We start from the raw sequence: 21,238 nt of genomic DNA, 5'->3' as shown, positions 1-21,238 counted from the left end.
CCGAGGATGATTTTTTGTGATTATATCAGTCTTTGAGATCCTGTGGTCTCATGGTGAGGTTGATTCTGCCCATCTTGTCGATTTCCTGTACCTTTACGGTAACTTCATCGCCGATGTTTACAACATCCTCAACCTTCTCAACTCTTCCATCAGCAAGCTTTGAGATGTGAACCATACCGTCCTTGTTAGGGCTTAACTGTACGAATGCACCAAAGTTCATGATACGTACAACCTTACCTGTGAGGATCTGTCCCGGCTCGATGTCATTAACGATGGACTCAACGATCTTCTTAGCCTTCTCAAGAGCTGCAAGGTCGATGCCGGAGATGGAAACCATACCGTTATCGTCGATATCGATCTTTGCACCTGTTTCATCAATGATTGCATTGATGGTCTTGCCCTGCTTACCGATAACATCACCGATCTTCTCAGGATCGATCTGGAGAGTGATGATCTTAGGTGCATATGGTGAAAGCTCCTTACGAGGCTCTGCAATAGCATCCTTCATTACGCCGTCCATGATGAAAAGACGTGCTTCGTGTGCTCTCTTGATAGCTTCTGTTACGATATCCTTTGTAAGACCGTGGATCTTGATATCCATCTGGATAGCTGTGATACCTTCGTGAGTACCTGTTACCTTGAAGTCCATGTCGCCGAAGAAATCTTCGAGACCCTGGATATCTGTAAGTACGAGATAGTCATCATCTGTATCACCGGTTACAAGACCGCAGCTGATACCTGCTACAGGCTCCTTGATAGGAACACCGGCTGCCATAAGTGAGAGGCAGGATGCGCAGGTTGAACCCATTGATGTTGAACCGTTTGACTCCATTGTCTCTGAAACCGCACGGATAGCATATGGGAAATCTTCTACTGAAGGAAGTACAGGAAGGAGTGCTCTCTCAGCAAGTGCTCCGTGACCGATCTCACGACGTCCCGGGCCGCGGCTTGCCTTAGCCTCACCTACTGAGTAACCGGGGAAGTTGTACTGGTGAAGGTAACGCTTCTCTGTGATGTACTCATTAAGTTCCTCAACCTTCTGAACCTCTGAAAGAGGAGCAAGGGTTACGATATCAAGAATCTGAGTCTGTCCACGCTTGAACATAGCAGAACCGTGTACTCTCGGAATAAGGTCTACCTCAGCCTCAAGAGGTCTGATCTCGTCGATTCTACGACCATCCGGTCTCTTGTGGTCCTTGAGGATCATCTTACGAACTGTTTTCTTCTCATACTGATAGATGGCATCAGGAAGGATGGCAAGAGCTTCTTCATCCTCTGCAAGAGCCTCTTCAAGCTTCTTTGTAACCTCAGCCATGTTGAGATCTCTCTGCTGCTTGTCATCAGTGAATACTGCTGTTTCCATCTCCTCAGGAGGAACGATGGCCTTGATCTTCTCAAATACCTCTTCAGGTACTGCAGCACTAACGTACTCCATCTTCTTCTTTCCGCACTCTGCGATGATGGAATCGAAGAATCCGATGATCTGCTTGTTGATCTCGTCAGCCTTGTAGATAGCCTCGATCATCTTATCATCGGAAATGCAGTTTGCCCCTGCTTCAATCATGATAACTTTGTCACGGGTTGAAGCAACTGTAAGGGCAAGGTCTGAAACAGCCTTCTCTGCATTGGTAGGATTGATGATGAACTCACCGTTGATCATACCAACCTGTGTTGAAGCACATGGACCGTCCCAGGGTACATCTGAGATGGCTGTTGCAAGGGATGAACCAAGCATCGCAAGAAGCTCAGGTGAGCAATCCTGATCAACTGACATAACCAGGTTGTCAACGAGACAGTCATTTCTGAAATCCTTAGGGAAAAGAGGTCTCATAGGACGGTCGATAACACGTGATGTAAGGATAGCATTATCACCTGCACGGCCTTCTCTCTTCTTGAATCCACCCGGGAATTTACCGACTGAATACATCTTCTCCTCATACTCGATCTGAAGAGGGAAGAATTCAATGCCGTCTCTCGGAGCGGCTGAAGCGGTACATGTTGAAAGAACGGTTGTATCGCCATAGTGCATAAGTGCTGCACCGTTTGCCTGGGCACAAACACGACCGATATCAACGGTAAGTGTTCTGCCGGCGAGTTCCATTGAATAACTCTTGTACATTATTTACCTCCATTATTTTGACAGGGAGGTCCAAAAACACTGATATAACTCTGCTTCAAAGTCATGCCGTATATCCCCGAACAGAACACAGGGCATGATTAATCATGCCGGATGTATACAGCCGATTGTTTATACCGCTCTTTGAACCGGAATCTCATCAGTGATCTCGGATATCTCTCCTGTCGTTTGGTTTTTTGATCTGACCTTCTTAAAGAAAACTAAAATCTCTGATTTCTCATTTGATGATCACCATACAGATTTTAACAGATTCTCTAAGTTTGGTCGACCGTTTTTAAGTGATTTCTTAATAAAGAAAAAGAGCAGAGAAAAAATCTCCGCTCTTCTTTATCAAAATTACTTTCTGATACCGAGCTTCTCGATGAGTGATCTGTAACCCTCAAGGTCTGTCTTAGCAAGGTACTGAAGAAGTCCTCTTCTCTGACCAACCATCATAAGAAGTCCTCTTCTTGAGTGGTGATCCTTAGGGTTCTTCTTAAGGTGCTCAGTAAGCTCGTTGATTCTTGTTGTAAGAATAGCAACCTGAACCTCAGGTGAACCTGTGTCACCAGGCTTACGTCCGTACTGTGCAATAAGCTCAGCTTTCTTTTCCTTAGAAATCATTTTAAATTCCTCCTAAAATAACTTTCACGATATTTCGTGATTAAACTTACGTTAACAGAGTTCCCGAAAGGAGTTCCTAAGAACCATGCCAACGCGCATACTCATGTAATTTAACAAAGCACTTAAGCCTTGTCAATGCATTTCAAAAAAATAAACAAAAATTTACAAATCCATGGGATAATGCATAGCCGCGTCCACATCCTTCTCCAACTGGTGTTTGAGAACTTCAAGGGATGCAAATTTTTCCTGGTCTCTTATTCTGTCCATAAATTCCACGCGGATCTTCTGACCATAGATATCTTTATTGAAATTAATAATATGGGTTTCTATACTTACCGGATTATCGGCTGCTACAGTGGGATTTGTACCTATATTGGTAACTCCGCGGTAAAGCACCTGTCCCACCAGAACTCTGGAGATATAAACTCCGGCTTTTGGAAGGGTCTTTCCTGAGGTAGGCAGAATGTTTGCGGTAGGAAAACCAAGAACTGTTGAGCCTAAGTGTTTTCCGTGGATGACAGTGCCGCTTAATGCAACGTGCCTTCCGAGAAGATCTGCTGCCAGCTTGACATTACCCTTCTGGATTTCTTCGCGGATAAAGGTACTGGATATCTCTCTGGAGTTACCGTTCTCATCAAGAACCTGACGTTTCTTGATGATGTGGGCGGTATAACCGTATTTATCCTGGAGGGCCATCAGCATGTCCGCATCGCCCTGGGCCATGTGACCAAAACGGCAGTCGGTTCCTGCAACGATATCCTTTGCATTCATGCCCTCGATAAGCACATCTCGTAAAAAAAACTCCGCCGGAACCTTCATGGTGTCGTGGTTCACAGGATATGAAAATACGTAATCAAAACCAAGGTTTCTGAGTCTCGTGAGGTGTTCATCACTTGAAGAAATCGAGGTTTTGCTGGTTCCGGAAAAAAGATTGTCCGGATTTTGCGAAAATGTCAGCACAGCGGTTTTGTAATGCTTAGCTCCTGCGATGGCAAACATATTCTCAAATATGAGCTGGTGTCCTTTATGGCTTCCGTCAAATTTTCCGAAGGCAACAACTGCCGGCTCCGGAACAAAAATAGGAGGCTTCACTACGGAATAGAGTTCACCCTTCTCTTCAAGCTCAGAAAGCTCTGATATGGTATGGCTTTCTGAAAGAGTGTATTTTCCCACTCTGGTGCGGAGCAATGCAGTCATGGCAGCTCCTGTTCCCAACTTTTCGCCTATATCCTTACATAAGGTTCTTATGTAGGTGCCTTTGGAACAGGTGATCTCCATTTTTACATAAGGAAGACTGATATCAAGTATTTTAATGTCGTGTACCGTTATTCTGTTGGCTTTACGTTCAACGGTCTTTCCCTGACGGGCAAGATCATAAAGCTTTTTGCCATTGATCTTTTTTGCACTGTACATGGGCGGGATTTGTTCATAGGTTCCTATGAAAGAACTTATGGCATCCCTGACCTCATCTTCGGTAACCTTCACAGGCTTCTCTTCCAGCACGGTTCCCGTTATATCCTCTGTATCAGTGATTATACCAAGCTGCATCTCGGCTTCATAAACTTTTTCGGTACCGGAGATGGTTTCCACAAGTTTTGTTGCGGCACCGGCGCAGACCACCAGTACTCCTTCCGCCAGAGGGTCAAGGGTTCCGGTGTGTCCGATTTTCTTTTCATGAAGTATTGAGCGCAGCTTTTTTGTGACATCAAAGCTGGTCCAGTTTTTTTCTTTATTTATTACTATTATTCCATCCATTGGTTATTTATCATTGGGCGCTGTTTGAAACGAATTCCGGCGCATCCAGCTGTTTTGCCAACTCCTTTGTAACGTTATTTATAACATCAAAATGTGATCCCTGAAGAGTGCATCCGGCTGCCATTTTATGACCGCCGCCGCCGAAATGAGAAGCCACTTTGGCAACATCCAGCATATTGTTGTTGCTTCTGAGACTTACCTTGTAATTCTGGTTAGTCATCTCGTAAATGAAGATGGCACAATCCACGCCACGAGTCTCACGCATGGTGCTTACTATACCGTCAATGTCTTTGGAGGTGACATTGTAAAATCTCATATCTTTGCAGGTCAGCCAGCCGGCTATGCATCGTTTATCCATGATCATCAGGCTTTCGGTGAGAACTCGTCCCAGTACCTGCTGCTGTGCATATGTTTTTGTGTAGTAAGTATCATCAATTATGGAACCGAAATCTATTCCCTTTGACATAAGACGACCGGCTATCTCCATGGTATGTCTGGAGGTGCAGTTATACTTAAAAACACCGGTATCATGCACTATTCCGAGATAGAGACAGGAAGCGGCATCTTTATTAACGTAGCTGTCATCCATAAGATCGTAAACTACCTCACAGGTACTTGATGCTTCAGGAATAATAGTACACTTTTCGAATTTCTGATTTCCCGGGATGTGGTGATCCACAACATAGAGATTTTCAGCATGTTCGGCAAGGATCTTGAAGTCGCCTACCCTGTCATAACCGTTGCAGTCACAGATGATACATAACTGGTATTTGCGGTCTGAGGGTACATGTATAATGTCATTGAAACCGGGCATAAACCTGAATTTTTCATTGGCGTTCTGGAGATAAACATTGACCTTCTTGTCAGGGTAACGCTCCTGTATATAAAGCTTTGTACCGAGTGTGGAACCCAGGCAGTCGCCATCGGGATTTGTGTGTCCAAGGATACAAATGCTTTCTGCTGCTTCTATCAACTTTTCAAATTCGTTCATGAAATACTCTCTCTCATAGTAGAAATTCAGGCAGATAATGCATGGCTGCACCTCTGCCTGTGAATGATCATACTTCTTCTGTTGTGTCAGGATCCTGAGCAGGATCTTCTTCCTGATCAACATGCTTTTCCGCATCTTCTCTGGCAACCTTGCTGATGAGCTCTTCCATGTGGGCACCATACTCTATGGAGTGATCCTCGATGAACTGAAGCTCCGGGGTGTGACGGAGATTTACGGTCTGCGCAAGTTCACGACGCAGGAAACCACTGGCGGCTTTTAAGCCTTCCATGGTCTTTTTAAGGGATTCCTCGCTGCCGAGTACCGAAATGTAAACTCTGCAATACTGAAGATCGGGAGTTACATCAGCACCGGTAACAGACACCATAGGTGAAATGCGGGGATCCTTGAGGTCACGGATCGCTACGGAAAGTTCTCTCATGACCTCGGCATTTATTCTTGTATTTTTAACGGAATTTTTTCTCAACGCTTAACCTCTTCCATTACATAGACTTCAACATAATCATCGATCTCGATCTCGTTAAAGGCTTCAAATACAAGACCACACTCGTAGCCTGCCTTTACTTCCTTTACATCGTCCTTGAAACGCTTTACGGAAGCAATCTCGCCCTCGAATACCAGATCCTGCTTTGGTCCGCGCATGATACGGGCCTTGGCGCCTCTCTGTACGAGACCGTCCTTAACCATACATCCTGCGATGTTACCAACGCCGGAAGCCTTGAAGATCTGACGGATCTCAGCATGACCGATAACCTTCTCCTCATAAACAGGAGCAAGCATACCCTTCATTGCATCCTCGATATCTTCGATAGCCTTATAGATAATGTTGTAAAGTCTTACATCAACATGCTCGCGTTCTGCAATTTCCTTTGCGGTTGCATCAGGCTTAACGTCAAAACCGATGACGATAGCATTGGAAGCACTTGCAAGAACCACATCGGATTCGTTGATGGCACCAACACCGGAATGGATAACCTTAACGGCAACCTCATCGTTCTTGATCTTCTCAAGGGAATCCTTAACGGCCTCAACTGAACCCTGAACGTCAGCCTTGACAACGATAGGAAGTTCCTTGATCTCGCCGGCCTTGATCTGATCAAAGAGTGCATCAAGAGATACCTTCTTCTTGGATTCCTCAACCATCTTCTGCTTGTTCTCTGTTACGAAGGCAGCAGCATAAGCCTTAGCTTCCTTCTCGCTGTCCTTAACCTGGAAAATCTCTCCGGCATTGGGAACAGTATTGAGACCAAGTATCTCACATGGCTGTGAAGGACCGGCTTTCTTGATACGTCTGCCCTTGTCGTCAGTCATGGCACGAACCTTACCGTAAGCGGAACCTACTGCAACTACATCACCCTGGTGAAGAGTTCCCTTCTGAACCAGAAGTCTTGCAACGGAACCACGTCCCTTATCAAGCTCTGCCTCGATAACAACACCGTAAGCTGAACGGTTCTGGTTAGCCTTAAGCTCCATGACGTCTGCCTCAAGAACTACGTTCTCAAGAAGATCTTCGATACCGATACCCTTCTTTGCAGAAACAGGTACACAGATGGTATCTCCGCCGTAATCCTCGGGAACAAGGTCATATTTCATAAGTTCCTGTTTAACACGGTCAGGATTTGCACCTTCCTTATCAATCTTGTTGATTGCTACGATGATAGGAGTGTTTGCGGCCTTTGCGTGGTTGATAGCTTCCACTGTCTGAGGCATTACACCGTCATCTGCTGCAACTACGAGTACAGCGATATCTGTTGACTGTGCACCACGCATACGCATGGCTGTGAATGCCTCGTGTCCAGGTGTATCAAGGAAGGTAATGAGACGGTCCTCGCCGTTAACATTAACGGATACCTGGTAAGCACCGATAGACTGTGTGATACCGCCGGCTTCCTTTGCTGTAACATTTGTATTACGGATAGCATCAAGGATAGATGTTTTACCGTGGTCAACGTGACCCATTACGCAGACTACAGGAGGTCTGGATACCATATCCTCTTCCTGATCTTCGATATCATCCTTAACAAGCTCGGCGATTACATCTACCTTCTCTTCCATCTCGCAAAGGATATCGTAATCAACTGCGATATTCTCGGCTTCTTCATAGGAAAGTTCGGTATTGAGAGTTACCATCTGGCCCTGCATGAAGAGCTTCTTTATAATGTCGGCAGGCTTCTGCTTCATCTTGTCCGCAAGATCCTTGATGGTGATAACCTCAGGAATGGTGATGGACTTGATCTCTTCCTCAACCGGCTTAACAACTTCAGGCTTAATAAATGCACCCTTTCCGGTCTTCTTCTTGCGTGCTGCCATCTCATCGTCTCTCTCGTAAGACTGCTCTGCAGTGTACTTGTTCTGCTTACGATTGGTACGGTTTCTCTTAGCTGCCTCAGCTCTCTCGTTATCGAAATTCTTATTTCCGAAATTCTTGTCTGATGGCTTGTGCGCATTTCTGTTGGCTGTTGGCTTTGAAGAAATATCTACGGCTGCAGCTGAACTGTCCGTACGTCTCTGACCGCCGAAGCCTGCACCTGCAGGTCTCTGTCCAGGTCTCTGCTGACCGCTGCGATCTGCGGGTCTTCCTGTACCGGAAGGTCTTGCGCCATCCTTGTGGAAACCGCTCTGAGGTCTTTCTCCTCTTTCGGTTTTCTGAGTGAATCCCGGTCTCTGCTGGCGATCTCCTGTATTTCTGTCGAATCTGGGCTTCTGGTCGCCTGTTCTTCCTTCGCCGGAAGCTGCAGAACGTGTTTCAGCCTTCTTTCTTGCTTCTTCCTCTTGAGCTTTACGTGCTGCTTCAGCTTTTGCTTCTTCTTCAGCTCTTGCCTTGGCCTCGATTTCAGCCTTCTTTCTTGCTTCTTCCTCAGCTGCCTTACGTGCTGCTTCGGCCTTTGCTTCTGCTTCGGCCTGACGCTGCTGAATTTCATTCAGCTCGCGAAGAGGTGTGACTCTTGCTGTTCCGGGAGGAAGAGGTCTTCCGTTGGGGCTTGTCTTCTTAGGCTGCTCCTTTTCCTTTGACTCTGCAGCAGATCTGGTTTTACGTGCGCCCTGCTCCTTAGCTGAAGAAAGCTTTCCGCCAAGTGGATGGTTTTTATGATTAGCGGAGTTCTGGGAATGGAAAACCACAGCAAGCTTTTTCTTCTTTGGTGCCTCTTCCTTCTTAGCTTCCTTGCTGTTTAATCCATTTTCTTTCTGGTTCTCATCTGACATTCACATTACCTCCGTCAATATATTTGATCATCGCTTTTGCGAAACCTTCATCTTCTACGCTGAGAGATGACCGTTCGGATTTTCCGAGCTGCGCCCCCAGCCTGTCTTTAGTTCCCAATTCAAAATACGGCACATTTCTGTAGGTTGCCATATTTTTGAATTTTTTCTTTGTGTTATCTGACGCATCCTCGGGAACTATCACTAGCTGGGATTTTCCGCCCTTAAGGGATTTTTCCACTGCGAACTCGCCACTTTTCAATTTGCCTGCTCTTTGGCATAGGCCCAGCAGACCGTATATTCTATCATCTATCAAGCTTTATCAGTTCCTCTCTGAGTGCCTGCGCTGTAGCTTCAGAAATACTTACCTTGAAAGCACGATCCAGTGCCTTGCGTTTTATTGCTTTTTCAAAGCATGCAAGGTCGTTGCAGATATATGCACCGCGGCCGTTTTTTCGGCCGGTCGGATCAATGCTGAAGGTATCGTCCTGTGAATGAACGATACGTATAAGGTCAGGTTTTTCTCTTTTCTGACCACAGCCTACACAGGTTCTTTCCGGCAGTTTCTTCATACCGGTCATACTTCTTCGCTTTCATCAGAAATCATTTCTGAATCTGACTCGTAATCATCTTCGGCTACACCATCATCTTCATAGTCTTCGCCCTGATAATCGATACCCATCTCATCAAAGATGCCCTGCTCCTGAGCCTGGGATTCTGATTTGATATCGATCTTGTAGTTTGTGAGCTTTGCAGCAAGGCGGGCATTCTGTCCTTCCTTACCGATGGCAAGACTGAGCATAGCGTCAGGTACGATAACCATGGCTTCTTTATTATCCTGATCAGCGATAACTGCGATAACCTTTGCAGGTGAAAGAGCATTTTCTATAAGGTATGCAGGGTTCTCGTCATAGTTAATGATATCGATCTTCTCTCCGCGAAGTTCTTCAACTACTGTATTAACTCTTGAACCGTTGAGACCTACACATGCTCCAACCGGATCAACATCGGGATCGTTTGATAAAACAGCCATCTTGGTTCTGGAACCGGCTTCGCGGGAGATAGCCTTGATCTCTACGATACCGTCTCTTACTTCGGAAACCTCTTCTTCGAAAAGGCGCTTAACGAGTTCAGGATGGGTTCTGGATACCATAACGCGCGGTCCGCGAGGAGAATCCTTGACTTCTACTACGTATACCTTGACTCTGTCATTGGTATCAAGCTTTTCGCCCTTGATCTGCTCATTTTCTGAAAGATATCCGTCAACCTTTCCTAAATTGATGATAATGGATCTTCCGGTATCTCTGTCAACTGTTCCTGTAACAACTTCTTTCTCCATGGAGTAGTACTCGTTGTAAAGAACCTTGCGCTCTTCTTCGCGAATGCGCTGTACTATAACGCCCTTTGCATTCTGTGTCGCGATACGTCCGAAGGTCTTTGAATCAACTTTTACCGGAACGATGGAACCAAGTGTATAGCCGGGATCTATCATTCTTGCATCAGCAAGGGAGATCTCGGTATTTTTATCAAGTACTTCCTCTACTACAGTCTTGTCAGCTATAACTGAATAATCGCAAGTGTCAGGATCTACACTGACACGGATGTTGTCAGAAGAACCGAAGTGATTCTTACATGCTGTCTGAAGTGAAAGCTCGATTGCTTCTATAAGAGACTGCTTTGAAATACCTTTTTCCTTCTCAAGTAGATCGAGTGCTTCGCTAAGTTCTTTATTCATTAGTTTTTACCCCTCCCGGTAATATTGTCGTTTGATCCATCATCTGAGGTTTCCTCTGCGTTATCATCAGCCGCAGTATCCGGTATGATATCGTCGTTTCCAGGCTGGTCTTTGAAACCGAGTGAACATACTTCCATCATATACTGCTCAGGAATGAAGTCCTCTTTGTCGAGCCACTTTGAAAGTTTTCTTGAAACTCTGGCACAATCATCTACAGTCATGTCGACTCCGTCTGTGCGGTAAATGAAAGATCTAAGGTACCATTCTCCGTTTTCAAGTGTAAAAGTAACGCTGTCCACCTGATAACCTTCTTTGGGGCACATCTCATCGAGATATTTTTTTACCCTTACTGTGTAATCACCGTTTGCCTGCATATAAAAATCCTCTAAACTTAAGTAAAAGGAGCGGGCTTAGCGCCTGCTCCTTTTAACTAGTCAATAAATACGGTACAAAGATAACACAAGAACATCGTAAAATCAACACTTTTTTAAAAATCTCCGGTATTAAACTCACAGAATTCCACAGGGGACGTTTCTCGCCGGTGAGAAACGTCCCCTGTGGATTAACGGCGAGAAATGGTCGCCGGTGGTTTTTCGTAAAATCTTTACATCAGTCCACGGATAAGGATAATAAGTATGAGTACCGGTAGAACAAACTGGAAGTAGCGTTTTACGCCCGGATGGATCTTCATACCCTCTCCCTTGTTGCATTCATTCATGTAATTATCAAAGCCCCAGCCCCACTTGCTCACGCAGAAAAGAAGATAAATAAGAGAGCCTGCCGGGAGAAGAATATTTGAAACAATAAAATCTTCTGAATCCAGGACGTCTCTTCCGCCAATCAGATGAACATCTGACCAGATATTGTAACCAAGTACACAAGGGATACTTGTGATAAGTATGAAAATGCAGTTTACAAGAACTGCTTTCTTTCTTGTCCATTTGAAATTATCAATGGAGGTGGAAAGGATGTTTTCAAATACAGTTATAACCGTACTAAAGCTTGCAAAGGACATGAACAGGAAGAAAAGAGAACCCCAGACCCTTCCCCCGGTCATGCTCATGAATACTTTAGGCAGCGTCATGAATATAAGACTCGGACCTGCATCGGGATCGACATTGAAACTGAAGCATGCAGGGAAAATGATGAGACCGGATGTTATTGCAACAAAAGTGTCCAGGGCGCAGATCCTTATGGATTCACCTACAAGTGTAAATCGGTCAGACATATAAGAACCGAAGATTTCCATACAAGCAACGCCAAGGCTCAGAGTGAAAAATGCCTGGTTCATGGCTGCCGAGATAACCGAACCAAGACCTTTCAGGATGCTTCCTTCTCCTGCTGCCGCAACCTTTTCAAGGCTGGGAACAAGGTAGAAATTAAGGCCCTTTGCTGCTCCCGGAAGAGAAATGCTGTGTATTGCAAGAATGATGATCAGGGCAAGCAGAACAGTCATCATGGCTGTTGTGACCTTTTCCAGGCCTTTCTGTATTCCGAATGAACATACAAGGAAACCTAAGAGAACTGTCAGCATCATACAGATCATCATTTCTTCCGGGTCTGAAAGAAGGTTAACAAAAACAGAATCCACTTCATCCATGGATATGTTATCGAATTTTCCGACGGCAAATTTCATAAAATATGAAACCATCCAGCCGGAAACGGTTGTGTAGTACATCATAAGGATGTAAGCTCCGGCAATGGCAAACCATCCGTGAATATGCCATTTGCTGCCGTAGGGTTCCAGATTTTTATATGCCAATACTGCACTCTTTCGTGAGGCACGTCCCACCGCAAGCTCCATTGTAAGGACGGGAACACCCATAATTACAAGGAAGATAAGATAGAATATTACAAATATTCCTCCTCCGTTCTGCCCTGCAAGGTATGGGAATTTCCATACGTTTCCTATTCCTATGGCACAACCGGCACTTACCAGAAGAAAGCCCAGTCTTGATTTAAAACTTTCACGATTATCGTTCATAAAATCTCCTCAAAAAAGGGCTTGCAGCAAACTGCAAGCCCTGAAATATTTATACAGAGCCGCCGGATAAAAAGGTGTCGGTCAAAATGACCGGCGGCTTACACGGTTAATGAATAAGAAGTTTATCCGTCATACCGGGACTTTCAGATAAGGTCAGTGTTCTTTGCGTTTTCCAAAACTGATGGAATCTCAGCAAGTGAAACAATGCGGTACTTGAGTTCGGCACGGGAACCGGCAAGTTCCTTAAGCTTCTTGGAAATTCTGTGATAGATTATGCCGCAATCTTCTTTTTTGGTACCTATAAGAAGAAGAAGGTACTGGCTTGAGCTGTATTTTGTATAGACATCACCCTGTCTGAGCTCTGCATAGAGAGCGTTTTTCAAGGCTTCGGCTCTTGCGGAAAGCTTCTCCTGATTCTGTATAGGTTTTCCTTCGTAGTCAACCAGAGTACAAAGCATCATAAAGATGGAGTTTCCTCTACGTACCAGGTTACGACGGAGAACATTGTAAACGTCGATAAAGCTTGAGAACGCACAGTAGTATGATCCGAGGCTGCGACTGTCGCCCTTACTGTTCTTAAGAGCTGCATCACGCTCAAGGATACCGGCCTGGATTTCCTCGATATCATCAGAAACAACCTTGATGTCATCATAGATGCGTTCGTAGCACTTGATAAGGTCGTCAGGAAGAGGAACTTCCAGATCATCAAGATAATAACGGGCTGTTTTATTGTAAAGCTCATAAGCTTCTTTGTATTCTTTGCGAAGAATCAATGCATCGATAACATTGATCTGCCATCCGCCGTCAGGATAAATCTGGCTGGCTTTGCTGTAAAGCTTGTAGAGGTTATTGTAATCTTCTTTTTTTCTGTAATAATCACCGAGGAACAGTACAAGCTCATCGAAGAGATGCTTCAGCTTGACAGATTCAACGATAACCCAGTTATCTGTGGAAAATTCGGGAAGAAGTTCGCCTTTATAGAGTTCGAAAGCCTGCTCATAAAGTTTTGCTTTTGTCTCCTCATCTTCAGCTTCGGCAGCCTTGCGGCAATCGTCTGTGTAGGTCTTTACATCAAGAGTTACCTCGTAGCCTTCGGGCTTCTCAATGTAGTAAATGCCTTTCTTTCCTTCGATATACCGCTTTCCCGGAACACCGCTCTTTTTAAGCTGTGTTCTTGCCTGATGGAGCAGGTTGTTCAAGCTGTTGTTTTCGTCAAGAAGATCCTTGTAGCCGAAAACGCCGTCGATAAGTTCTCTCTTGGAGATGCCCTTCTTATAATTAAGAAGTATGATCTGTATCAGTTTTAAGAAATTTGCTTTATTATTCTGCCCGAGTCCCATGTACTGTCCGTTAACAGAAATGGAAAATCCACCGAGCATACGTATGTCTATTCTGTTTTCACTCATAATTTCCCCTTACTTTAAGACATTTTATAAGTTTTATATTAGTCTTATTCAAATGAAAAGTAAACAGAAAAATAAAAATTTTAAGCCTTTTTGTAATTATTTTTGTATAGCATGCCGCTTTTTTAATGAAGTTGGATGTGCTTAAGCCCTGTTAAGCTCTTCTTCGGCCTTTATATAAGCCTCCTCCGGGATGCCTATATCTTCAACAAAGATCTTCCCGCTATACTCTTTTCCGGCCCCGTTCATAAGTCCGGTCTTATTTTTTCCGAAGGTGATGGTGACATCTGCTTTTATGCCGCATCCCAGAAGTTCGCCGGTGTCGGTATTGATACCGGAGGGCGAGTCAATGGCAAGGGTAAAGCCACGAGTGTGAGCATTGGCCTCCACTATGAAGCTCCTGTAAACACCTTCTACTGGGCGGTGAAGACCTATACCGAAGATTCCGTCGATGCAAATGTCACAGTCCGGAAGCTCGTCACCGGCACGGTAAAGATTTACTCTTCCGAGAAGCTTCTGAAAGTGAAACATCTGATAAAGGAATTCCCAACTTGCCTTTTCAAGCTTTCCGACAACCCATACCACCGGGTCGTAGCCGGTCTCTTTAAGCATGCGGGCTGCAGCCACTGCATCGGCGCCATTGTTGCCGACGCCTGCCAGTACCAGTATGCGGGCGTCTCTCTCATAGGTAAAATGTCTGTTTATATAGATGGCAATCTTTGAACTTGCGGTTTCCATTAGGGCAAGGGACTCAAACCCCAGCTCTCCCATGGCTATCATGTCTGCCTTTTTGGCAACTGTTCCTGTTATCAGATCCTGCATGTGAAATCCTCCGCAAAATAGTAGATTGTGGACTATGGGGACGGGGTTATTGGCTCATTTTGTCACAAAATGAACCAATAATCCCGTCCCCTTGGTCCATAGACTGAACTGTTACGCTTTTTTAATTATACAACAATGCCTGTATATGATGGCTGATTTCCATAAATTGGTCAAAATTTCATAATGATTATCTTTGAACTAAACAAAAAGCGCATAAGTCCGGATCCTGACTTATGCGCTATGAAAAATTTTAATCCGACCTCAGTGCGTCTATCGGGTTCAATGTTGCCGCGCTTCTTGCGGGCATGTAACCGAAAATGAGACCGATGGCAATGGAAATACTGAAGGATGCGATGACCCATCCGAAGGAGGGCTGCGCGTCAATGTTCATCACCTTACCGGCTAGAGTGGTACCGATGAAGCCGACTATAATGCCGATGATTCCGCCCATGGAACTGGTAACAGCCGCCTCAATGACAAACTGTGTAAGTATGGTGGAACGCTTGGCACCGAGAGCTTTTCTTATACCGATCTCTCTGGTTCTCTCCGTCACGGATACAAGCATAATGTTCATGACACCCACGCCGGCAACAAGAAGTGAGATTCCTGCGATACCGCCCAGCATCAGAGACATTGAAGCAATCATTTCATTCATGGAATCCAGGAGCTCGCTCATGGCTGTGACCTTATACAGGTCATCATTTTTAAATATGGTGTAAAGGAAATCCTCGATGAGAGTGGTGACTGTTGAGGATTCCTCAACGTACTCATCATGAAGAGTGAAGGTGTAGCTGTTGATGGTTCCGTTTCGGGACAGCTTTACAGCTGCAGTGTAGGGGATGTAAACGAAATCATCACTTCCGCCCTCGCTCATCTCGTCGCTTTCGGAGGTCTGCCGTTCAACAACGCCCACTATCTCATACTTTGTTCCGTTAATGCTTATGCGTTGTCCGAGAGCCTTTTCGGCGCTCTCGTAATAGGTCTTCGCCACATAAAGTCCGATGACCGCAACCTTCTGTCTTGCGGCAATGTCTGCGTACTGGATGAAACGGCCTTTCTCAAGGTCATAAGCCATGATATCCAGATAGTCCTCAGAAACACCTGTAACAGAAGTGTTTGAGGAGTTTTCATTACCCACCTTTACAGTGGCACTGACATTAACCGTAGGTGAAAGATGTGAAAAATACTTTTCGTTATCCTGATAAAAGTCATACATCTCATCAACGCTTACCGAACGGGAGCTGAGATTTGTGACATTTACGTTGATACGGTTGGTTCCCATTGAGGCAAAGCTTGAGGTCATAAAGGACATCTCGCCGTTTACTATTCCTACCAGAATGATAACCGCTGCAACACCGATGATGATACCAAGCATCGTAAGGAACGAACGCATTTTATTTGCCCAGATGCTCTTAAGAGCAAGATTAAATGAGTTTAGCATAGTCCTCCGCTGTTCCGTCATAAACTACTTTGCCGTCAGAGATACGGATGATTCTTTTGGCTTCAAGTGCGATGGAATTGTCATGGGTTATCATGACTACCGTGTTTCCGTCTTCGTTGATTTCCTTAAGGAAGCCCAGCACCTGCTTTGAGGTTTTTGAATCAAGGGCACCCGTCGGCTCGTCTGCAAGTATAAGTTCGGGATCTCCCGCGAGAGCTCTCGCAATGGAAACTCTCTGCTGCTGTCCACCGGAAAGCTGTGCCGGCTTCTGCATCCATTTGTCTGCAAGTCCGACGCGCTCCAGCTGCTTCATGGCACGCTCCTTCTGCTCAGCCTTTGGAACTCCTGCATAAAGAAGGGGCAGGCAGACATTATCAAGAAGGTTATCCTTCGGAAGCAGGTTGTACTGCTGGAAGACAAAACCGATCTTCTTGTTTCTGATGGCTGCCAGTTCGTCATCCTTCATGGAGGAGGTATCCTGACCGCTGATGAGATATTTTCCGCTGGTGGGCACGTCCAGAGCTCCGATAATGTTCATAAGGGTTGATTTTCCCGAGCCGGATTTACCGACTATGGCCACGAACTCTCCCTTGAAAATGTTTACGGAGATGCCGTCATTGGCATGAACCTCTTCGGAACCCATCTTGTAAATCTTGTAGATGTCGTGGAGCTCCAGGAGAGGAAGCTCTCCGATATGCTCCTTCGGGATGAAGACCACCTGACCCGGTTCGGAGCTTCCTGAGGCTGCCTCCTGGGCCGCTTTCAGCTTCGCGATTTCGTCGTGGTTTTCGGCATACTCGTCAGGTTCTTCTTCCTCAGCTTCGTTTTCTAAGGAAGTGCTTTCTGTGTCAGCAGTACTGTCATTATTTAAATGATCAGCTTCATCCTTTGAGGAAACATCATCTGACGTAGTGTCAGAAATTGTCAAATCTTCTATTTTGAGAGATTCATTCTCCTGACTTTTTTCAGTTTTATTTTTATTGATAAAATCTTTTAATGACATAATATCCTAAACTCACACTAGGGTTATTTAAATCAGCAGTTTATTGCGGTTACAAGTATAACTACCGGTATGGGATACGTATTTGTTCCCATGCCGGTATATTGATTTTTGTTCTGACTATTACATCGGACCGCCGCCCATGCCGCCGCTTCTGCCGCCAGAGCCGCCGCTTCTGCTTCCGCCTGAACTGCCTCCGAAGCCTCCGCCACTGGGCGGACCGCCGGAGCCGCTGAAACCTCCGCCCGGCTGGCCTCCGAAGCCTCCCATCATCATGCCGGCATCATCTGAGCCGACTGTGGATTGGGAAATGTAAACCTCGTCATCTTCGCTGAGATCTCCCGAAAGGATCTCAACGTAGCTGTCTGAAGTAAGACCAGTTTCAACGGAAACCGAATGGAATCCGTCAGGTACATGGGAATTCTCATCTTCAGTGTAGGTCTCTCCTTCCTTATTCTTTACATAAACCTTGTCGCCTCTCTGAAGTGCATCGATAGGGATTGCAAGAGTGTTCTCTGCCTCATCAAGGATTATGACACCCTCAACGTTCATGCCCGGAAGGAGACTTCCGAATTCAGTCATGGTAACCGTTACAGGATAATAGGTAACACCGTTTGAAGAGGTACCTTCCATAGAAATCTTTGTTACCGTTCCCTTGAAGGTCTGGCCTTCAAAGGCATCTGCCGTAACATCCACAGACTGACCAACAGCAACATTGGAGATATCAAGCTCGTCAATGTTCATGTCAAAGGTCACTTCCGTCAGGTCATATATAACTGCAAGGGAAGTTGCCTGTGAACCGTTCTGTACATTCTCACCGGCATTAACTGTTTTTGTGACAACAGTTCCGGAAATCGGAGCGGTGATGGTGTAGTCTTCAAAGTTATCTGTAGTTGTATCAAGGCTTGACTGTGCACTTTCCACTGAGGATTTTGCACTGTCTACCTTATCCTTGTAGGAATCAATGATGTCTTCTATATCATCTGCTTCTGCAAGGAAAAGTGACTGCCCTGCTGTGACATAATCACCTTCGTCCACGAGGAGATCCGCAACAGTTACTGTGGAAGTAAGATTTTTAGCCTTAATGGTGAAATCCCTTGCGGCTTCAAAAACTGCACTTCCTGAGGCATTCATGCCATTGATATTGGCAGTGGCATACATATCGGTGGTAAGTCCGCCGGGATTTGCCACCTCGATGGTGATGTATCTTACAAGCTGTCCGCCGGTAAGTGTGGTTTCCATGGAATCCACAGAAGTAACAACACCGATGAGCTCTTCCAGCGTGTCATCAAGAATGACTGTGGCTGTATTTCCCACAGGGATCATTGCTGCTTCCACGGAAAGAAATGGAATGTCTATTTTCATGGTGGAGTCATCATAGATCTCGGCTATTGCGGTGTTGGAATTTACCTGATCACCTATAGAGATGTTGAGGGTCTTAATGTGACCGGAATAGGGAGACTTTACGGTATTTCCGCTGAAATCCGCCACTGCCGTGTCGTAATCCTTCACGGCATCACTGTACTTGTTTTCCGAACGCTCAAGGGAGCTGGTTGCGGAACTAAGCTTTGATGTAATGGAGGAAGAATCTATCTCGTAAAGAACCTGTCCCTTTTCTACCACATCTCCTTCCTGGAAATCTGCGGAAATGACTTTACCGTCCACCATGGAAGTGATCTTGTAGCTGTTTTTTGGCGAGATGGTTCCGGAACTTGAAAGGGATGACTGGATGGTCTGTCTCGTTACGGTTCCGGTCTTTACTTTTTCTTCGGAAGCGGATTTTTGGCTTTTCTTTGAGTTAAAGAACTTTACTCCGCCTATTACCAGAGCCACTACTACAGCTCCGATGATGATCTTTTTAACTGGTAATCTTAATTTCATGAAATGCTCCAAAAAAGATTATTTTGAGTTTCCTGTATGTCCGGTCTGGTATAACCGGTCCGGATATCAGGGATCTGAATGAAGGAAGAATCATCCTTTTTTCAATATCATTTTGCAACTGCTGTGATCTCCTGTTTTCCGTCAGAGTCACGTCTCCATACAACGGTTACCTTGTCGCCCTTCTCATGGGTACTGTATACGGAGAATGCATAAGCCACATCGTCGTTGCCAACCTCGTATTCTGTTCCGTCGATCTCTACTGAGGTAGGAGTCATTAAGCTGCTTGAACTATAGTAAATATTGGTAATCTCGCCGGTGATGGTACCCATATCGTTTCCGTTTGAGGAATATGCGTATACCGACTTTGTTGAGGCATTATAGTAGATAACCACAGGATCACCGCTGGAAGCTTCATTTTCGATATCATCCGCAGAGGAAGACTCGCCGTTGAGAGTACAGCTTGCATCACTTCTGCTGAAGGGGATGATGGAAGTGAGACTCTTGTCCACCTTAAGAAGGTAAGGACCTTTAAGATTGGACTCAAGGGTATCCAGAAGATTGATCTCATCGTTATCTGAAAGGGTGTAGCCAAATAATTTGCCGTAGATGGTGCTGTTGGATCTGGTGGCAGTTTCATTGGCAGAAGTATTGGTCTTCATAAGATTATAGAAAATGTTGACGCAATCCTCGTAGGTCAGGTATTCGTTCACACCCTTCGAAATGTTTTCCACGAGACCTATGGCTGTTGCTTTGGCATTTCTGTTTGACACCATGCTGCCGCTGAAATCCTCGTTGGTGTAACCAAGGAGAGTGAGACAGGCCTTTTCGGCCTCTGCCATCTTGATGCCCTGATCAGGCTTGAAGAGACCGCCGAGATAGGCGCTGAGCCAGCCCTGCTCTGCTGCTATTCTTATATAGGAAGCGTACTCTGAGGTTGCAAGCACGTCTGAAAATACTGAAACATTGGACTCCGCAGCAACTGTGGTATGGTAGGTTGATGCCATGACCAGCATTTTTGCGAAGAGTGCCCTGGAAACCGGCTGCTCGTTCAGAGTAACATCGAAGTTCTCAATGATTTTTGCGCTCACCAGTGCGTTCTTTCTCTGGGTTAAGGTTGTTGATGCAAATGCTGTCATCGGTGTATATGAAACGACGCTCACAATGCCGGTTACTGCGGCGAGGGCGCCATACGTGAATCTGTTGTACATGTGATCTCCTTATCTGTGAATACTTTTTTGAGCCTCAATATCTGACACCTGGATGCAGATCTAATTGGCTCCCGAGCTCAATACGTTTTGCATTGTAAAGACGAAAACTGAAACGAAGCTGAAAAGTTTTTCAGAAATGGGCAAACTGCAGCATAGTTCACAAAAAAATCATAAATAGAAAAGCCGCAGGAATTCCACCGGGGCGGTTCCCGGCGGCGAGAACCGCCCCGGTGGAATTCTGAAGTCCTCTTCAGGATTTTCAGTTTCTTTTAAGACTTAAAAGTTATGATTTTTCCCGTACTAAGATATAATAAAGAAGTGAGTGTTTTCAGGTGCTTAGCATTAGCACATTTAAAAATGTTGAAGGATAAAGGATAAGATAATGAAGATTTTGATTGTAGAAGACGAAAAACTACTGGCGGATTCCGTAAAGACTCTTCTGGAAGAAAAGGGCTATGACGCGGATGCTGTTTATGACGGTGAGTCCGGGGTTGATTACGCGGAAACCGGAGTTTACGACCTTATAATACTTGACGTAATGATGCCGAAGATGAATGGCTATCAGGTGGCAAAAAAGCTTCGCCAGATTCATTTAAGCACTCCTATCCTGATGCTGACTGCAAAGTCGGAGCTTTTGGACCGTGTGGAGGGGCTTAACTCCGGGGCTGACTACTATCTCACAAAGCCCTTTGACAGCAGGGAGCTCCTTGCCTGTGTCTCTGCTCTTCTTCGTCGTCAGGGGAATGAAGTAGACGAGCTTTGCTTCGGTAATACTTCCCTGGATCTTGAGACCGGTGCCCTCCTGTGTGAAGGCAATGAGCTTCGTCTCAGCGCCAAGGAATTTGACGTCATGAGAATGCTTATGCAGTCAAAGGAGAAGAATCTTTCAAAGGAAACCATTCTCAGCAAAGCCTGGGGCTACGACTCCGATGCGGTTGAAAACCACGTGGAGGTTTATGTAGGTTTTCTTCGTAAAAAACTTAAGTCCATAGGTTCCAATGTAAACATCGTTGCTGCAAGACGTCTCGGTTACCATCTCGAGCTCGAGGGGTAAATGAT

General features: G+C 45.4%; 18 protein-coding genes. 1 reads left to right on the top strand and 17 read right to left on the bottom strand.

Annotated features, from left to right (window positions below; all coding sequences use genetic code 11):
- Positions 1 to 25: 25 nt before the first annotated feature.
- The 17 genes from BLV86_RS04360 to BLV86_RS04280 all read right to left on the bottom strand — a co-directional run bounded on the left by BLV86_RS04360 (position 26) and on the right by BLV86_RS04280 (position 20,179).
- Positions 26 to 2,119, bottom strand: coding sequence for a polyribonucleotide nucleotidyltransferase (locus BLV86_RS04360; RefSeq protein ID WP_090815260.1), 2,094 nt, complete (start codon positions 2,117 to 2,119; stop codon positions 26 to 28).
- A gap of 354 nt (positions 2,120 to 2,473) precedes the next feature.
- Positions 2,474 to 2,740: a 30S ribosomal protein S15 gene (gene rpsO / locus BLV86_RS04355; protein WP_031550722.1), complete on the bottom strand. Its 267-nt coding sequence runs from the start codon at positions 2,738 to 2,740 to the stop codon at positions 2,474 to 2,476.
- A gap of 162 nt (positions 2,741 to 2,902) precedes the next feature.
- The gene (gene truB, locus BLV86_RS04350) at positions 2,903 to 4,495 is read right to left on the bottom strand and encodes a tRNA pseudouridine(55) synthase TruB (RefSeq protein ID WP_090815259.1); all 1,593 of its coding nucleotides are present in this window, start codon (positions 4,493 to 4,495) and stop codon (positions 2,903 to 2,905) included.
- 10 nt (positions 4,496 to 4,505) lie between these two features.
- Positions 4,506 to 5,609, bottom strand: coding sequence for a DHH family phosphoesterase (locus BLV86_RS04345; RefSeq protein WP_242840080.1), 1,104 nt, complete (start codon positions 5,607 to 5,609; stop codon positions 4,506 to 4,508).
- The gene (rbfA, locus tag BLV86_RS04340; RefSeq protein WP_031550728.1) at positions 5,554 to 5,970 is read right to left on the bottom strand and encodes a 30S ribosome-binding factor RbfA; all 417 of its coding nucleotides are present in this window, start codon (positions 5,968 to 5,970) and stop codon (positions 5,554 to 5,556) included. The genes BLV86_RS04345 and rbfA overlap by 56 nt, the downstream gene beginning before the upstream one ends.
- Positions 5,967 to 8,708 (bottom strand): translation initiation factor IF-2, encoded by a 2,742-nt coding sequence (gene infB, locus BLV86_RS04335; RefSeq protein ID WP_090815258.1) that lies wholly within the window; start codon positions 8,706 to 8,708, stop codon positions 5,967 to 5,969. Before infB ends, rbfA begins: the two co-directional genes overlap by 4 nt.
- The gene (locus tag BLV86_RS04330) at positions 8,698 to 9,018 is read right to left on the bottom strand and encodes a L7Ae/L30e/S12e/Gadd45 family ribosomal protein (RefSeq protein ID WP_442950755.1); all 321 of its coding nucleotides are present in this window, start codon (positions 9,016 to 9,018) and stop codon (positions 8,698 to 8,700) included. Before BLV86_RS04330 ends, infB begins: the two co-directional genes overlap by 11 nt.
- Positions 9,011 to 9,277: an RNase P modulator RnpM gene (rnpM, locus tag BLV86_RS04325; protein ID WP_197027319.1), complete on the bottom strand. Its 267-nt coding sequence runs from the start codon at positions 9,275 to 9,277 to the stop codon at positions 9,011 to 9,013. Before rnpM ends, BLV86_RS04330 begins: the two co-directional genes overlap by 8 nt.
- 5 nt (positions 9,278 to 9,282) lie before the next feature.
- Positions 9,283 to 10,440 (bottom strand): transcription termination factor NusA, encoded by a 1,158-nt coding sequence (gene nusA / locus BLV86_RS04320; RefSeq protein WP_090815256.1) that lies wholly within the window; start codon positions 10,438 to 10,440, stop codon positions 9,283 to 9,285.
- Positions 10,440 to 10,814: a ribosome maturation factor RimP gene (gene rimP, locus BLV86_RS04315; RefSeq protein ID WP_044916483.1), complete on the bottom strand. Its 375-nt coding sequence runs from the start codon at positions 10,812 to 10,814 to the stop codon at positions 10,440 to 10,442. Before rimP ends, nusA begins: the two co-directional genes overlap by 1 nt.
- Positions 10,815 to 11,044: 230 nt before the next feature.
- A complete protein-coding gene (locus BLV86_RS04310) occupies positions 11,045 to 12,424 on the bottom strand; it encodes a sodium-dependent transporter (protein ID WP_090815255.1) in 1,380 nt (459 codons plus the stop codon).
- A 143-nt stretch (positions 12,425 to 12,567) separates the two neighbouring features.
- Entirely contained in the window at positions 12,568 to 13,830 is a 1,263-nt protein-coding gene (locus BLV86_RS04305; protein ID WP_090815254.1) for a bacterial transcriptional activator domain-containing protein, read from the bottom strand.
- Between the two features lie 141 nt (positions 13,831 to 13,971).
- Positions 13,972 to 14,649 (bottom strand): NAD(P)H-hydrate epimerase, encoded by a 678-nt coding sequence (locus BLV86_RS04300; protein ID WP_090815253.1) that lies wholly within the window; start codon positions 14,647 to 14,649, stop codon positions 13,972 to 13,974.
- A gap of 250 nt (positions 14,650 to 14,899) precedes the next feature.
- Positions 14,900 to 16,090, bottom strand: a complete 1,191-nt coding sequence (locus BLV86_RS04295) for an ABC transporter permease (RefSeq protein ID WP_031550752.1) — start codon at positions 16,088 to 16,090, stop codon at positions 14,900 to 14,902.
- Positions 16,074 to 16,733 (bottom strand): ABC transporter ATP-binding protein, encoded by a 660-nt coding sequence (locus tag BLV86_RS18600; protein ID WP_090815302.1) that lies wholly within the window; start codon positions 16,731 to 16,733, stop codon positions 16,074 to 16,076. Before BLV86_RS18600 ends, BLV86_RS04295 begins: the two co-directional genes overlap by 17 nt.
- Positions 16,734 to 17,213: 480 nt before the next feature.
- Positions 17,214 to 18,971, bottom strand: a complete 1,758-nt coding sequence (locus BLV86_RS04285) for an RND family efflux transporter (RefSeq protein WP_090815252.1) — start codon at positions 18,969 to 18,971, stop codon at positions 17,214 to 17,216.
- A 107-nt stretch (positions 18,972 to 19,078) separates the two neighbouring features.
- Positions 19,079 to 20,179: an S-layer homology domain-containing protein gene (locus BLV86_RS04280; RefSeq protein ID WP_090815251.1), complete on the bottom strand. Its 1,101-nt coding sequence runs from the start codon at positions 20,177 to 20,179 to the stop codon at positions 19,079 to 19,081.
- 382 nt (positions 20,180 to 20,561) lie between these two features.
- On the opposite strand from BLV86_RS04280, the gene BLV86_RS04275 reads away from it, so the two are divergent.
- A complete protein-coding gene (locus BLV86_RS04275) occupies positions 20,562 to 21,233 on the top strand; it encodes a response regulator transcription factor (protein WP_031550764.1) in 672 nt (223 codons plus the stop codon).
- The last annotated feature ends 5 nt before the right edge of the window (positions 21,234 to 21,238 follow it).

Source organism: Oribacterium sp. KHPX15 (genome assembly GCF_900107835.1).
Taxonomy (GTDB): Bacteria; Bacillota; Clostridia; order Lachnospirales; family Lachnospiraceae; genus Oribacterium.
The sequence above is the reverse complement of the archived record's forward strand: the minus strand, read 5'-3'. Positions and strand labels throughout refer to the sequence as shown.